The 14,134-nt window shown below is 69.7% G+C and carries 14 protein-coding genes; 12 read left to right on the forward strand and 2 right to left on the reverse strand.

Translation table 11 applies throughout. The annotated features are described in order from the left end of the window. Nucleotides 1–58: 58 nt before the first annotated feature. The 7 genes from AC5P09_RS41705 to AC5P09_RS41735 all read left to right on the forward strand — a co-directional run bounded on the left by AC5P09_RS41705 (nucleotide 59) and on the right by AC5P09_RS41735 (nucleotide 8,335). Nucleotides 59–877, forward strand: a complete 819-nt coding sequence (locus AC5P09_RS41705) for an enhanced serine sensitivity protein SseB C-terminal domain-containing protein (RefSeq protein ID WP_493878909.1) — start codon at nucleotides 59–61, stop codon at nucleotides 875–877. Nucleotides 878–1,196: 319 nt separating this feature from the next. Further along, entirely contained in the window at nucleotides 1,197–2,204 is a 1,008-nt protein-coding gene (locus tag AC5P09_RS41710) for an ABC transporter permease (RefSeq protein WP_493878910.1), read from the forward strand. 94 nt (nucleotides 2,205–2,298) lie between these two features. Next, on the forward strand, nucleotides 2,299–4,098 hold the full coding sequence (locus tag AC5P09_RS41715) for an ABC transporter substrate-binding protein (RefSeq protein WP_493878911.1): 1,800 nt from the start codon (nucleotides 2,299–2,301) through the stop codon (nucleotides 4,096–4,098). Between the two features lie 142 nt (nucleotides 4,099–4,240). Next, nucleotides 4,241–5,239, forward strand: a complete 999-nt coding sequence (locus AC5P09_RS41720; protein WP_307677438.1) for an ABC transporter permease — start codon at nucleotides 4,241–4,243, stop codon at nucleotides 5,237–5,239. Then, entirely contained in the window at nucleotides 5,236–6,333 is a 1,098-nt protein-coding gene (locus AC5P09_RS41725) for an ABC transporter ATP-binding protein (RefSeq protein WP_493878912.1), read from the forward strand. Before AC5P09_RS41720 ends, AC5P09_RS41725 begins: the two co-directional genes overlap by 4 nt. A gap of 17 nt (nucleotides 6,334–6,350) precedes the next feature. After that, nucleotides 6,351–7,607: an ABC transporter ATP-binding protein gene (locus tag AC5P09_RS41730; protein ID WP_493878913.1), complete on the forward strand. Its 1,257-nt coding sequence runs from the start codon at nucleotides 6,351–6,353 to the stop codon at nucleotides 7,605–7,607. 71 nt (nucleotides 7,608–7,678) lie between these two features. Beyond that, nucleotides 7,679–8,335 carry a trimeric intracellular cation channel family protein gene (locus AC5P09_RS41735; RefSeq protein ID WP_493878914.1) on the forward strand — a complete coding sequence of 219 codons (657 nt, stop codon included), beginning with the start codon at nucleotides 7,679–7,681 and terminating at the stop codon, nucleotides 8,333–8,335. Here the strand turns inward: AC5P09_RS41735 and AC5P09_RS41740 are convergent. Then, a complete protein-coding gene (locus AC5P09_RS41740) occupies nucleotides 8,244–9,437 on the reverse strand; it encodes an alpha/beta hydrolase (RefSeq protein ID WP_493878915.1) in 1,194 nt (397 codons plus the stop codon). The genes AC5P09_RS41735 and AC5P09_RS41740 overlap by 92 nt on opposite strands. Before the next feature lie 157 nt (nucleotides 9,438–9,594). Between AC5P09_RS41740 and AC5P09_RS41745 the strand changes: the two genes are divergently transcribed. Both AC5P09_RS41745 and AC5P09_RS41750 read left to right on the forward strand, forming a co-directional pair. Beyond that, nucleotides 9,595–10,446, forward strand: coding sequence for a thioesterase family protein (locus tag AC5P09_RS41745; protein WP_493878916.1), 852 nt, complete (start codon nucleotides 9,595–9,597; stop codon nucleotides 10,444–10,446). 91 nt (nucleotides 10,447–10,537) lie between these two features. Next, a complete protein-coding gene (locus AC5P09_RS41750) occupies nucleotides 10,538–11,512 on the forward strand; it encodes a helix-turn-helix transcriptional regulator (protein WP_493878917.1) in 975 nt (324 codons plus the stop codon). Between the two features lie 34 nt (nucleotides 11,513–11,546). Here the strand turns inward: AC5P09_RS41750 and AC5P09_RS41755 are convergent, their stop codons facing one another. Beyond that, nucleotides 11,547–12,173, reverse strand: a complete 627-nt coding sequence (locus tag AC5P09_RS41755; protein ID WP_493878918.1) for a TetR family transcriptional regulator — start codon at nucleotides 12,171–12,173, stop codon at nucleotides 11,547–11,549. Between the two features lie 146 nt (nucleotides 12,174–12,319). Between AC5P09_RS41755 and AC5P09_RS41760 the strand changes: the two genes are divergently transcribed. From AC5P09_RS41760 to AC5P09_RS41770, 3 genes are all read left to right on the forward strand, one after another. Beyond that, nucleotides 12,320–12,484: a hypothetical protein gene (locus AC5P09_RS41760; protein ID WP_266433527.1), complete on the forward strand. Its 165-nt coding sequence runs from the start codon at nucleotides 12,320–12,322 to the stop codon at nucleotides 12,482–12,484. A gap of 64 nt (nucleotides 12,485–12,548) precedes the next feature. Then, nucleotides 12,549–12,815, forward strand: coding sequence for a DUF4190 domain-containing protein (locus AC5P09_RS41765; RefSeq protein ID WP_493878919.1), 267 nt, complete (start codon nucleotides 12,549–12,551; stop codon nucleotides 12,813–12,815). Nucleotides 12,816–12,892: 77 nt separating this feature from the next. Beyond that, nucleotides 12,893–14,062 carry a cysteine desulfurase family protein gene (locus AC5P09_RS41770; RefSeq protein WP_493878920.1) on the forward strand — a complete coding sequence of 390 codons (1,170 nt, stop codon included), beginning with the start codon at nucleotides 12,893–12,895 and terminating at the stop codon, nucleotides 14,060–14,062. Nucleotides 14,063–14,134: the final 72 nt, after the last annotated feature.

The following is a 14,134-nucleotide window of genomic DNA, read 5'->3' on the forward strand; positions in this document are numbered from 1 at the left end:
CAGCACAGCGCCTAAGCTGGTTTCATATCCGAGGCAACTTCATGAAGGGGCGGTACAGGTGAGCGCCAGCGGCATCGCGGCCGGGCAGGTCGAGCACATGCTGCGCCAGGTGACGCCCGGGCGCTACGACGCCTACGAGGCACTCCTGCGCGCGCTCGCGACCCCCTCCTCCGGCCAGGTCTGGATGCTGCTGTGGCACGGCCAGGCGGGCTCCCCGGACGCCCAGTACGGAAACATGGAGGTCGACGGGTACGGCTACGCGCCGTGCGTCACCTCGGCCCAGGAACTCTCGGCCAGCGGCTGGAACCGCTCCTATGAGGTCGTCGACGGAATCGACGTCGCCCGCACCCTGTACCCCGACCACTACGGCCTCTGGCTGAATCCGCACGCTCCCGGCGGCGGCGTCGGCATCCCCTGGCTCGATCTGCGCCGCATCGCCACCGGCCTGGAGCGCCAGCCCGCCGGACCCCTGCGGCTGTCCGAGCCCGGCATCGAGATCCCGCAGTTCTACGCCCTGCTCGCGCAGAACGCCCACCGCACCCCGGCCGTCCGCGCGTTGCGCCGCGCCTGGGTGCAGCCCGCGCTCGGGGCGCCGTATCTCGCCATCGGACTCGATGTGTACGACACCAGCCCGCCGGCCGTCGACTCGGTGCGCGCGATGATGCAGCAGTCGATCGGCGCGGTCCCGGACGGGCTCCCGGTGTCGACGGTGGCGATGTCCGACGAGTACGACCCGGTGGCGCTGTGGATGCGGGCGAGCGCCCGCCCCTTCTACGACCGCGAGGCCCATGCGGGGTCCGCCCCGGCCCCCGCCCCCTCCTCGGCCCAGGCTCCAGTGGCCGGTTACGGCTATCCGCCGGCCCGCGGCGGCTACTGACCGAACTCCTCTCCGGCCCCGGTGGCCGGACCCGCCTTCCCCGTCTTCGCGCGTAGAACTGGGTGGATCATCCCTCCATGTCCCCAATGTCCCAACTGGCCTGCGTCCGCCCCGCGCTACCCGGCGTCCGGATAACGGAACCCTCTGGGTCGCATCACGTTTATGCATCCTTTCACCGTCAAGTCTGGCAACAGATCGCCAAAGCGTTGAAGACTCCCGCACCAGGGGCCTTTCGTCCCTGTGTACGACGGACTGAATCAATGCCGCCACAGCGGCAAGTGCGGGCCGGCTACCGCCGGTTGAGAGGGGTCCCTGCCAGATGACGGCACCATTGCACGAGCCGACCGCGGAAGCGGCCCCGAGTGCGGCCGAAGAAGCGGCGCTGGTCAGCGCCGATGCGAAGGCCGTACAGGGGCGTTCCCTGGGCCGGATCGCCTGGGAGCGCCTGAAGCGGGACAAGCTGGCTCTCACGGGCGGCGCCGTGGTGCTCTTCCTGGTGGTGATCGCGCTGCTCGCCCCGGTCATCACGAGCCTCCTGGGGCAGGACCCGAACGAGTACCACGAGAACCTCATCGACCCGCTCTTCGGCACGCCCACGGGCTCCCTGGGCGGCATCAGCGGCGAACACCTGCTCGGCGTCGAGCCGGTCAACGGCCGCGACATCCTCGCCCGCATCCTCTACGGCGCCCGGATCTCCCTGCTGGTGGGCTTCCTGTCCGCCGTGGTCGCCGTGATCCTCGGCACGGTGCTGGGCATCCTCGCCGGGTTCTTCGGCGGCTGGCTCGACTCCGTGATCAGCCGGGTGATGGACGGCCTGCTCGCCTTCCCGCAGCTGCTGTTCATCATCGCGCTGGTCTCCGTCATGCCGAACGAGATGCTGGGGCTCACCGGTTCGAGCGTGCGCGTCTTCGTGATGATCCTCGTCATCGGCTTCTTCGGCTGGCCCTACATCGGACGCGTGGTGCGCGGCCAGACACTCTCGCTGCGTGAGCGCGAGTACGTGGAGGCCGCCCGATCGCTGGGCGCGGGGCGGCTGTACATCCTGTTCAAGGAACTGCTGCCCAACCTCGTCGCCCCGATCGTCGTGTACACAACGATGATGATCCCCACCAACATCCTCACCGAGGCGGCGCTCAGCTTCCTGGGCGTGGGCGTCAAGCCGCCCACCGCCTCCTGGGGGCAGATGCTCTCGAGCGCGATCGACTACTACGAGTCCGACCCCATGTACATGGTGGTCCCGGGCGTGGCGATCTTCATCACCGTGCTGGCCTTCAATCTCTTCGGCGACGGCGTCCGGGACGCGCTGGACCCGAAGGCCTCCCGTTGAACCGGCTGAACCGCCGCACCGTCCAGGCGCAGCACCCCAACTGTCCCGTGGCACTCACACGGGGTCTCTCATCAAATCCGGAGGATCCGAGATCGTGACTACCCAACGCACCTCAGGGCGGCGGAAGCAGGCGTTTGCCGCTGTCGCCGCTGTCGCCGCGCTGCTGACCACGGCGGCGTGCGGCGGCGGTGGAGACGACGGCGACAACGGCGGCTCGAGCACCGGTGCCGCCGGCTTCGACGCCGCGAACAACAAGGTCGCCCAGGCCTCTGCCGCCAAGAAGGGCGGCACGCTGAAGTTTGGTGGCGCCCAGGATGCCGACTCGTGGGACACCACGCGCGGTTACTACGGCTTCATGTGGAACTTCGCGCGCTACTACAGCCGCCAGCTCGTCACGAACAAGACGGAGCCCGGAAAGGCCGGCGCCGAGCTGACCCCGGACCTCGCCACCGGTCTCGCCAAGGTCACGGACGACGGCAAGACCTACACGTACACCCTGCGTGACGGCGTCACGTGGGAGGACGGCAAGCCGATCACGTCCAAGGACGTGAAGTACGGCATCGAGCGCGTGTGGGCGCAGGACGTGCTGTCCGGCGGTCCGGTCTACCTGAAGGACGTGCTCGACCCGAAGGGCGAGTACAAGGGCCCGTACAAGGACACCTCCCCGGACAAGCTGGGTCTGAAGGCGATCGAGACGCCGGACGACAAGACCGTCGTCTTCAAGCTGCCGGCCGCCAACTCGGACTTCGAGGAGATGCTGGGTCTGATCTCCGCGTCCCCGGTCCGCCAGGACAAGGACACCAAGTCCAAGTACGGTCTGCACCCGTTCTCCTCCGGCCCGTACAAGTTCCAGTCGTACAGCCCGGGCAAGGACCTCACGCTGGTCCGCAACACCGAGTGGAAGCAGGCCTCGGACCCGATCCGCAAGGCCTACCCGGACAAGATCACCGTCCAGTTCTTCTCGGACGCCAACCAGCTGGACCAGCGTCTGCTCAACGGTGACCTGGACCTCGACATCAACCAGACCGGCATGTCGCCGCAGGGCCGCACCACCGCCCTGAAGCAGCACAAGGCCAACCTGGACAACCCGGTCTCCGGCTACATCCGCTACGCGACCTTCCCGCAGAGCGTGGCGCCGTTCAACAACGCCGAGTGCCGCAAGGCCGTGATCTACGGTGCCGACCACGTGTCGCTGCAGACCGCGCGCGGTGGCCCCGTTGCCGGTGGTGACATCGGCACCAACATGCTGCCGCCGTCCGTGTCGGGCGCCGAGGGCCAGAAGTACGACCCGTACGAGATCGCCGGTGCCAACAAGTCCGGCAACGCCGCCAAGGCCAAGGAAGCGCTGAAGGCCTGCGGCAAGCCGAACGGCTTCTCCACCACCATCGCGGTCCGCAACAACAAGCCGGTCGAGGTGGCCACCGCCCAGTCCCTGCAGGCGTCGCTGAAGAAGATCGGCATCAACGCCCAGATCGACCAGTTCGACGGTTCGCAGACCTCCGGCATCATCGGCAGCCCCGAGAACGTGAAGAAGAAGGGCTACGGCATCATCATCATGGGCTGGGGTCCGGACTTCCCGACCGTCCAGGGCTTCGGTATGCCGCTGTGGGACAGCAAGTACATCCTGGAGAGCGGTAACAACAACTTCGCTCTGATCAAGGACAAGACGATCGACGGCCTGTTCGACGACTACATCACCACGCTGGACGACGCGGGCAAGACCAAGATCGCCACGGAGATCAACCACAAGGTGATGGAGGGCGCGTACTACCTGCCCTTCGTCTTCGAGAAGTTCATCAACTGGCGCTCGGACAACCTGGCGAACGTGTACACCACCGACGGCTACAGCGGTATGTACGACTTCGTCAACCTCGGTCTGAAGTCCGCGAAGTAGTCCCGGCACACCCGCCACACGGCACGAAAGGCAGGTGAAGGCCGGCGCAGCGTGATCGTGGGCCACCGGAAGTCCCCCACTGCCCAAAAGGCGTGGGAGGTACCCCCACCGGTGGCCCACGGTCCGCGGCGGGCCGAGAGCTGTGCTCGCTTACCTCATCAGGCGGTTGTTCGCCGCCGCAGTGATGCTCGTGGTCATCATCATGGTGGTCTTCGGCATCTTCTTCCTCGTCCCCAAGTGGGCGGGGGTAGACATCGCCTCGAGCTTCGTGGGCAAGCAGGCCGACCCGGCCTCCGTCGAGGCGGTGCGGCAGAAGCTGGGTCTCGGCGACCCGATCTACGCCCAGGTCTGGGAGTTCTTCAAGGGCATCTTCGCCGGCCGCACGTACTCGGGCGGCGGGGACACCATCCACTGCTCGGCACCGTGCTTCGGGTACTCGTTCCGCAGTGAGCAGGCCGTCTGGCCGGTGCTGACCGACCGCTTCCCGGTGACCCTGGGGCTCGCGCTCGGTGCCGCCGTACTGTGGCTGGTCTTCGGTGTCGCGGCGGGTGTGCTCTCCGCGCTCAAGCGGGGAACCATCTGGGACCGTGGCGCGATGGTCATCGCGCTCGGCGGTGTCTCCCTCCCGATCTACTTCACCGGCATGCTCAGCCTGGCGATCTTCGCCTTCGGGCTGAAATGGATCGACGCGCAGTACGTGCCCCTGGAGGAGAGCTTCGGCGGCTGGTTCGGCGGCATGATCCTGCCCTGGATCACCCTGGCGTTCCTCTACGCGGCGATGTACGCCCGGATCACCCGCGCCACCATGATGGAGATCCTGGGCGAGGACTACATCCGCACGGCCCGCGCCAAGGGCCTCAAGGAGCAGACCGTCATCGGCAAGCACGCCATGCGCTCGACGATGACGCCGATCCTGACCATGCTCGGCATGGACCTCGGCGCCCTCATCGGCGGCGCGATCCTGACCGAGTCCACGTTCAACCTGCCCGGCCTCGGCCGGGCCGTACTGGACGCCATCCGCAATCAGGACCTGCCCATCATCGTGGGCGTCACCCTGATCACATCCCTCGCGGTGCTCGTCGCCAACCTCGTGGTGGACATCCTGTACGCCGTGATCGACCCCCGAGTGAGGCTCACATGACCGAACTCAGCAAGAGCGGAGCGGCCGTGGGCGAGCCCATCGGTTCCTCGCCCGCCCCGACCTCCTTCCTGGAAGTGCGCGACCTGAAGGTGCACTTCCCGACCGACGACGGCCTGGTCAAGTCCGTCGACGGGCTCAGCTTCCAGCTGGAGAAGGGCAAGACCCTCGGCATCGTGGGCGAGTCCGGCTCCGGCAAGTCGGTGACCTCACTCGGCATCATGGGCCTGCACACCGCCGGCCAGTACGGCAAGCGCAAGGCGCAGATCTCCGGGGAGATCTGGCTGGACGGGACCGAGCTCCTGTCCGCCGACCCGGACTACGTGCGCAAGCTGCGCGGCCGCGAGATGGCGATGATCTTCCAGGATCCGCTGTCGGCGCTGCACCCGTACTACACGATCGGCCAGCAGATCGTGGAGGCGTACCGGATCCACCACGACGTCGACAAGAAGACCGCCAAGCGCCGCGCGGTCGAGATGCTCGACCGGGTGGGCATCCCGCAGCCGGACAAGCGGGTCGACAGCTACCCGCACGAGTTCTCCGGTGGTATGCGCCAGCGTGCGATGATCGCGATGTCGCTGGTCAACAACCCCGAGCTGCTGATCGCGGACGAGCCGACGACCGCCCTGGACGTCACCGTCCAGGCGCAGATCCTCGACCTGATCCGCGACCTGCAGAAGGAGTTCGGCTCCGCGGTCATCGTCATCACCCACGACCTGGGCGTCGTCGCCGAACTGGCCGACGACATCCTGGTGATGTACGGCGGCCGCTGCGTCGAGCGGGGCCCGGCCGAGAAGGTGTTCTACGAGCCCCGGCACCCCTACACCTGGGGTCTGCTGGGCTCGATGCCGCGCCTGGACCGCGACCAGCAGGAGCGTCTGATCCCGGTCAAGGGCTCCCCGCCCTCGCTGATCAACATCCCGTCCGGCTGCGCCTTCAACCCGCGCTGCCCGTACGCGGACCTCCCGAAGGACAACGTCACCCGCACCGTCCGCCCCGAGCTCGCCGAAGTGGGCAGCCGGCACTGGGCCGCCTGCCACCTGGGCACGGAGCAGCGGGAGCGTATCTGGACCGAAGAGATTGCGCCGAAGCTGTGAGTGACGACGAGAAAGCGGTGACCATTCCCGCGCAGGGCGACGCTCCTCAGGAGGGGGGCGCCACCCTCACGAAGGACCCCGCCCCGGGCGAGGTCCTGCTGAGGGTGACCGGGCTGAAGAAGCACTTCCCGATCAGGAAGGGCCTGCTCCAGCGGCAGGTCGGCGCGGTGCACGCGGTCGACGGCATCGACTTCGAGGTCCGCTCCGGCGAGACGCTCGGCGTCGTCGGCGAGTCCGGCTGCGGCAAGTCCACGATGGGCCGGCTGATCACCCGGCTGCTCGAACCGACCGCCGGAAAGGTCGAGTTCGAGGGCAGGGACATCACGCACCTCGGTGTGAGCGCGATGCGTCCGATGCGCCGCGACGTGCAGATGATCTTCCAGGACCCGTACTCCTCGCTGAACCCGCGCCACACCATCGGCACGATCGTCGGCGCCCCCTTCAAGCTCCAGGGCGTCGAGCCCGAGGGCGGCATCAAGAAGGAGGTCCAGCGCCTGCTGGAGGTGGTCGGCCTCAACCCCGAGCACTACAACCGCTATCCGCACGAGTTCTCCGGCGGCCAGCGCCAGCGCATCGGCATCGCCCGCGCGCTCGCGCTGAACCCGAAGCTGGTCGTGGCGGACGAGCCGGTCTCCGCGCTCGACGTGTCGATCCAGGCGCAGGTGGTGAACCTGCTGGACGACCTCCAGCAGGAGCTGGGCCTGACGTACGTGATCATCGCGCACGACCTGTCCGTCGTACGCCATGTGTCGGACCGTATCGCCGTGATGTACCTCGGCAAGATCGTGGAGCTTTCCGACCGCGACTCGCTGTACAAGGCGCCGATGCACCCGTACACCAAGGCGCTGATGTCGGCGGTGCCGATCCCGGACCCGAGGCGCAGGGCGGCCAAGAGCGAGCGCATCCTGCTCAAGGGCGACGTGCCCTCGCCGATCTCCCCGCCGAGCGGCTGCCGCTTCCACACCCGGTGCTGGAAGGCGACGCAGATCTGTACGACGGCCGAGCCGCCGCTCGTCGAGCTGAAGCCCGGCCAGCAGGTCGCCTGCCACCACCCGGAGAACTTCGCGGACCAGGCTCCCCAGGACACGGTGCTGCTGACCGTGGCCAAGGAGGCGGCCGAGCTGGTCGCGGACGAGGTGCTGGCGGAGTCGGCGGAGACGTCGGCGGCGGTGGCGGCGGAGGTCGAGGCCGCCGCCGGGGCGTCCACGGAGACTCCCGCGGTGACTCCCGCGGAAACCTCCGCGGAGGGCGAGACTCCCTCCAAGGACAAGTAGAACCTGCCCGATCAGCGAGCCCCCGCCTTCGTTTGGAAGGCGAGGGCTCGCTGTCGGGTAAGAATGTAGGGGTGCTTCAGCAACTGTTCAGCCCGTCCGTCCAGCACACGCTCGACCTGATCGGCATCTTCGTCTTCGCCATCTCCGGCGCCCTGCTGGCCGTGCGCAAGAACTTCGACGTCTTCGGCATCGCCGTCCTCGCCGAGGTCACCGCGCTGGGCGGCGGGCTGTTCCGCGACCTGATCATCGGGGCCGTACCGCCCGCCGCCTTCACGGACCTCGGGTACTTCACCACCCCGCTGCTCGCCGCCCTCCTGGTCTTCTTCCTGCACCCGCACGTGGAGCGCATCCAGGCCGGCGTGAACGTCTTCGACGCGGCCGGCCTCGGCCTGTTCTGCGTCGCCGGCACGACGAAGGCGTACGAGTACGGCCTCGGCCTGACCCAGTCGGCGGCCCTCGGCCTCGCCACCGCGGTCGGCGGCGGTGTGCTGCGGGACGTGCTGGCCAACGAGGTGCCCTCGCTGCTGCGCTGGGACCGCGATCTGTACGCCGTGCCGGCGATGGTCGGCGCCACCATGGTCGTCCTCTGCATCCACTACGACGCCCTCACCCCGCTCACCAGCGCGCTCGCGGTCGTCACCGCCTTCGTCCTGCGGCTGCTCGCGATGCGCTTCCACTGGCGAGCGCCGCGTGCGTGGAACCGGCGCTCGACCGTACGGGAGGAGTAGCGGTACCGAGGCCCAGCTCTTCGGTCAGCCAGCGGAAGGCGGGCACCACCTGCGGTCGCCACAGCGCCATGGTGTGGCCGCCCGCGCTCTTCGGGATGTAGACGACGTGCACGGTCGTCGGCGCCTTCGCGATCTGTTCGAGGGCCACGGCGTCCTCGTAGCCGTCGTGCGGCTGGCCGGAGAGGTAGAGCGCGATCGGGGGCGGGGTGCGGGCCTCGCGAAGCAGCAGGTAGGGGTTGTTCGCGTTGCGCAGGACGGGGTTCTGCGCGGCCAGCGAGCTGCGTTCGCCGATGGGGTCGTTGTAGCCGGACAGGCTGACCGCGGCCCGGTAGCGGTCGGGATGCGCGACGGCGAGCTTCGCCGCGCAGTGCGCGCCCGCGGAGTACCCGGCCACCGCCCAGCCCGCCGGTGCGGGTTCGGTGCGGAAGTTGTCCATGACCATGTTCGGCACGTCCACGCTGAGCCAGCTGTCCGCGTTCACCGTGCCCGTGATGTTGGCGCAGCCCGGGTCCACGCCGGCCAGCAGGTTGGTGCGCGGGGCGACCAGGATGAACGGCGCGACCTCACCGCCCCGCATCAGCGGCCGCAGCTGTTTGTCGGCGTGCAGGGACGCGAACCAGGCCTTCGCCGAGCCGGGATAGCCCGACAGCAGCTCGACGACCGGGAACTTGTGGTGCCGGTAGGCGGGTCGGCCGTACTGCGGCGGCAGCCAGACGTAGACCTCGGCGTTCACGCCCGACACCCGGCCCTTGAGCTGGGTGACACGCACGCCGCCGGCCTGCGTGAATCTCTGCCGGACCTTGGGCAGCCGGTCCAGCGCGATACCGCCGGTGCCGTCGGCGCCCAGGTCGGCGGCCTGCTGGACGTGGTTGCCCGTGCCGAGGAGGTCACCCCAGTTGTCGTAGAGGCTGTTCTGGTTGTTGACCAGCACGAAGACCAGCGCGACCGCCGTGCCCTGCGCGAACACCAGCATCAGCACCCGCGTCGCGGCGCGCAGGGCCCGGGGTCCCCGCATCCGCGGCCACAGCGCGAGCGGCAGCGCGAGGGCGACGACGGCCAGCGCGATCAGCGTGTAGAGGAACGAAGTCCCGGTGAGGCTCATGTATCTGGAGAGGGACGGCGGCGGCCTCGGGTTTACGGACGAGTGGGGACGCTTACCAGGAAATTGACCGTTTCTCACCTGGGGCGCGAGAGCCGGTGTCACGCGCCCGTAACGGTGAAAGCTACCGCTTAGTAATTACCTGTTGTACCGTTCAGCCATGTCAGAAGCAGCTACCGTGCGCGCCGTCATCGGCGACAGCGAGTTCGACCGGGACACCGCGGTCACCCTGCGCGAACCCGGCGTCTACGACATCGACCTCTCCGCCGGCTGGACGATCATCAGCGCCGTCAACGGCGGCTATCTCCTGGCCGTCCTGGGCCGCGCGCTCGCGCACGCCCTGCCGCACGCCGACCCGTTCACCATCTCGGCGCACTACCTGACCGCGTCCCAGCCCGGCCCGGCGGTGGTCCGCACGGACGTCGTCCGCACCGGCCGCACGCTCTCCACCGGCCAGGCCTCCCTCTTCCAGTACGACAACCGGGGCCGCGAGGTCGAACGCATCCGCGTCCTCGCCTCCTACGGCGACCTGGACGCGCTGCCGGACGACGTCCGTACGACGGCCGAGCCGCCCGCGATCCCGCCCGTGGAGCAGTGCTTCGGGCCCGAGGACAGTGCGGCGCCCGTGCCGGGCAGCTCGGCGATCGCCGACCGGCTGATGTTGAAGCTCGACCCGTCGACGCTGGGCTGGGCGCTCGGAGCGCCCTCCGGCAAGGGGGAGATGCGGGCCTGGTTCGGGCTCGCCGACGGCCGCGACCCCGACCCCTTCGCGCTGCTCCTGGCCGTCGACGCGCTGCCGCCGACCGCCTTCGAGATCGGCCTGTCCGGCTGGGTGCCCACGGTCGAACTGACGGTCCATGTCCGCTGCCGCCCGGCCCCGGGCCCGCTGCGCGTTGCGATCACCACCCGCAACCTCGCCGGCGGCTTCCTGGAGGAGGACGCCGAGGTGTGGGACAGCGCGGACCGGCTGGTCGCGCAGTCGCGGCAGCTGGCCAGGGTCAGGCTCGGCTGAGGCGGCGTCCAGGAACCCTGGGGTCCCCGGCCGAGAGGCCGTCCGGGACCCTGAGGTCCTCGGTCCCGGCCCTGCCCTGGATCCTGGGGCGGTGAAGTCCGACCGCCTGCTGTCGATCCTGCTGCTCCTGCAGACCCGCGGCCGCGTCACCGCGCCCGAACTCGCCGAGCGCCTCGAGGTGTCCGTACGCACCATCTACCGGGACGTCGAGGCCCTGTCCGCCTCCGGCGTCCCGGTCTACGCCGAACGCGGCCGGCACGGCGGCATCGAGCTGCTCGCCGGGTTCCGTACGGACGTCACGGGATTGACCGCCGACGAGTCCCGTGCGCTGTTCATCCTGGCCGCCCAGGGTGCGCACGCCGCGCTCGGTCTGGACGCGGCGCTGGGCTCTGCCCTGCGCAAGGTGATGGCCGCGCTGCCCGCCCCGCACCGCCCGGCCGCGGAGGTGACCTCCCGCCGCATCCTCGTCGACGCCACGCGCTGGAAGGGCGGCCCGCGACAGGCGGTGGACCTGGGGACGCTGCAGGACGCGGTGTTCGCCGACCGCAGGCTGCGGCTGCGCTACCGGCACAGCGGCGAGCGGGAGGTGCGGACGTACACCGTGGACCCGTACGGGCTGGTCGCCAAGGCGGGCGTCTGGTACCTGGTCGCCGACCGGCGCGGGAGACCGCGGCTCTTCCGTGCCGACCGGGTGCGGTCGGCGACCGTCCTGGCCGAACCGGTCAGGCGCCGGCCCGGCGTCGAACTCGCCGACGTCTGGGAGGTGTTGCGCCGGCAGGTCGAGGAGCGCCCCGGCGGACTCGACGTCACCGTACGTGTCCGGCGCGACCGTCTCGACCTGTTCCTGCGCATCAGCGCCTCGTCGCTGGTCGAACTCCCCGACGACGACGGCGAGAGCGCCTGGGTGACGGCCCGGCTGTCGTACGGCGTGCTCGGCGAGGCCCGTCAACTGCTGCAGTTCTCCGACCGGGTGGAGGTTCTCTCCCCGCCGGAAGTGCGCGAGGAACTGGCCCGGGCGGCCGCCTCTGTCACGGACCTTTACCGGCCCGGCGTCGGGCAGGGCTGAGTGCCCGCAGGGCCCCTGTGGCCCCCGGCTCGGCTCAGTCCAGCCAGTGGTCACGGCCGATGCTGATCAGCCGCAGCTGCCGGGTCGCCACCTGGACCACCCGCTCGCGCTCTTCCGGCGAAGCCTCCAGCGTCTCCAGGAACAGCGAGGCGGTGATCAGCATCTGGTCGACGTACAGGTTGGCCAGCATGAGGAGGTCGTCCTCGCTCCAGCCCGCGGACTCGGGGTCCTTGGCCAGCTCGGTCTTCACCTCCTGGCCGAACCGCGCCAGTTGCTCGCGTATCGCCTCCCGCACCGGCTGGACTCCGCCGTGTCGCTCACGGGCGATAAAACGGACATGTGCGGGGTACACGTCCACGTGGCCGGCGATCAACTGGACGGCGCGTGTGATGCGTTGGTCGTGGTCGTCCGCCCCGGACACCGTCGTCCGGATCATCGGGTGCAGGCTGCCCAGTGCCTCCTCGACGAGGGCCACGCCGAGATCCGCGGTGGAGCGGAAGTGCCGGTAGAAGGCCGTGGGGGCGACACCGACGGCACGGGTGACCTCGCGCAGGCCGAGACTGCTCAGGCTCTGCTCCTCCAGCAGTCCCAACGCGGCGTCCAAGAGCGCCTGCCGGGTCTTCTGCTTCTGTGCCTGCCGGACGCCGAGGATGTGACTCATGCCATGCAGTTAACAACTGTTCTCTGGAATTGGAAAGTCATGGGACGCGCTAGACTGGGAAGTCAGTGAACAACTGTACCCACAAGCGTTCACCGAAACGTAACGAGAGCGACTCGAGAGTTCTCTCGTCGGAGGGGGTCCCACCCATGCTGTTCCTCGTCGCCGCGTTCCTGCTGCTCGGTGTCGTCCTCGGCACCGTCGCCCACGCGCCGCTCGGCTTCTCCGCCGTCGCCGCCGTCGTGATCGCCGTCTGGCTCGGCATCTTCGCGATCCGTGAGCGCCACGGCCGCCGCCGCGGCACCACCCACTGACCGACTGTCCACACGACGACCGACCGTCCGTACGACGCCTGCGACTTCCAGGAGCTGACCCGTCATGCAACTCACCGCACCGGCCACCCGCCGCACCGGCATCCGGGACGCCGACGGCATGGCCGTAGCGTCCTTCGTCCTCGGCCTTCTCGGACTCCTCGTCCTGAACCTCTTCCTCGGCCCGACCGCCATCGCCCTGGCAGCCGTCTCCCTGTGGCGCGGCACGACCCGCAAGGGCCGCGCGTACCTGGGCCTGGGCCTGGGCGTCGCCGACCTGCTGGTCCTGCTGGCGTTCATGCAGATGGACAACTCGGTGTCCTGGAGCTTCTGACCGCGGCGGTGGCCGATCCGCCCGCGCGAGACGCCCCGCCGAGGCCAACCGCACGGCCCCGTAGAATCGGCGTCACCATGGCATACCTCGACCACGCCGCGACCACCCCGATGCTTCCCGAGGCAGTCGAGGCACTCACCGCGCACCTGAGCAGCACCGGCAACGCCTCCTCCCTCCACGCATCCGGCCGCCGGGCCAGGCGAACCGTGGAGGAGGCCCGCGAAACCCTCGCGGAAGCGCTCGGCGCCCGTCCCAGCGAGGTCGTCTTCACCTCCGGCGGCACCGAGGCCGACAACCTCGCCGTCAAGGGCCTCTACTGGTCCCGCCGCGCCGCCGACCCGGCCCGCACCCGGGTCCTCGCAAGCCCCGTCGAGCACCACGCCGTCCTGGACGCGGTCCACTGGCTGGGCGAACACGAGGGCGCCACGGTCGAATACCTCCCCGTCGACGCCTACGGCAGAGTCCATCCCGACGCGCTGCGCGAGGCCATCGCCCGCAACCCCGACGACGTCGCCCTGGCCACCATCATGTGGGCGAACAACGAGATCGGCACGGTCCTGCCGATCCGCGAACTGGCCGAAACCGCCGCCGAGTTCGACGTCCCCCTGCACGCCGACGCCGTCCAGGCCTTCGGCCAGGTCCCCGTCGACTTCGCCGCCTCCGGCCTCGCCGCGATGACGGTCTCGGGCCACAAGATCGGCGGCCCGTACGGCATCGGCGCCCTGCTGCTCGGCCGCGAGCACACCCCCGTCCCCGTCCTGCACGGCGGCGGCCAGGAACGGCACGTCCGCTCCGGCACCCTCGACGTCCCCGCGGTCGCCTCCTTCGCGGTCGCCGGCCTCCTGGCCGCCGAGCAGCGCGAGTGGTTCGAGCGGGAGATCGGCACCCTGCGCGACAGCCTGGTCGAGGAGGTCCGCAAGGCGGTCCCCGACGCGATCCTCGGCGGCGACCCGGCACCCGGCGGCCGCCTCCCCGCCAACGCCCACTTCACCTTCCCGGGCTGCGAGGGCGACTCCCTGCTCCTCCTGCTGGACGCCCAGGGCATCGAGTGCTCCACCGGCTCCGCCTGCACCGCGGGCGTCGCCCAACCCAGCCACGTCCTCCTCGCCACCGGCACCGACCCCGACCTGGCCCGCGGCACCCTCCGGTTCTCGCTCGGCCACACCTCCACGGAGGCCGACGTCGAGGCGGTCGCCAAGGCGATCGGCCCGGCGGTGGAGCGGGCACGCGCGGCGGGCCTGACCTAGGGGGTGTTTCGAAAGTCCCGCACAGCACCCACGGCGCCCGGCACGCACCCTCGCCGCACCGGCCAAAGACCC

The organism is Streptomyces sp. a15, assembly GCF_059026085.1.

Coding starts and splice junctions, on each gene's coding strand:
- AC5P09_RS41770 (WP_493878920.1), top strand. CDS start 12,893: ATGGCATACCTCGACCACGCCGCGACCACCCCGATGCTTCCCGAGGCA.
- AC5P09_RS41740 (WP_493878915.1), bottom strand. CDS start 9,437: ATGAGCCTCACCGGGACTTCGTTCCTCTACACGCTGATCGCGCTGGCC.
- AC5P09_RS41745 (WP_493878916.1), top strand. CDS start 9,595: ATGTCAGAAGCAGCTACCGTGCGCGCCGTCATCGGCGACAGCGAGTTC.
- AC5P09_RS41755 (WP_493878918.1), bottom strand. CDS start 12,173: ATGAGTCACATCCTCGGCGTCCGGCAGGCACAGAAGCAGAAGACCCGG.
- AC5P09_RS41760 (WP_266433527.1), top strand. CDS start 12,320: ATGCTGTTCCTCGTCGCCGCGTTCCTGCTGCTCGGTGTCGTCCTCGGC.
- AC5P09_RS41710 (WP_493878910.1), top strand. CDS start 1,197: ATGACGGCACCATTGCACGAGCCGACCGCGGAAGCGGCCCCGAGTGCG.
- AC5P09_RS41725 (WP_493878912.1), top strand. CDS start 5,236: ATGACCGAACTCAGCAAGAGCGGAGCGGCCGTGGGCGAGCCCATCGGT.
- AC5P09_RS41765 (WP_493878919.1), top strand. CDS start 12,549: ATGCAACTCACCGCACCGGCCACCCGCCGCACCGGCATCCGGGACGCC.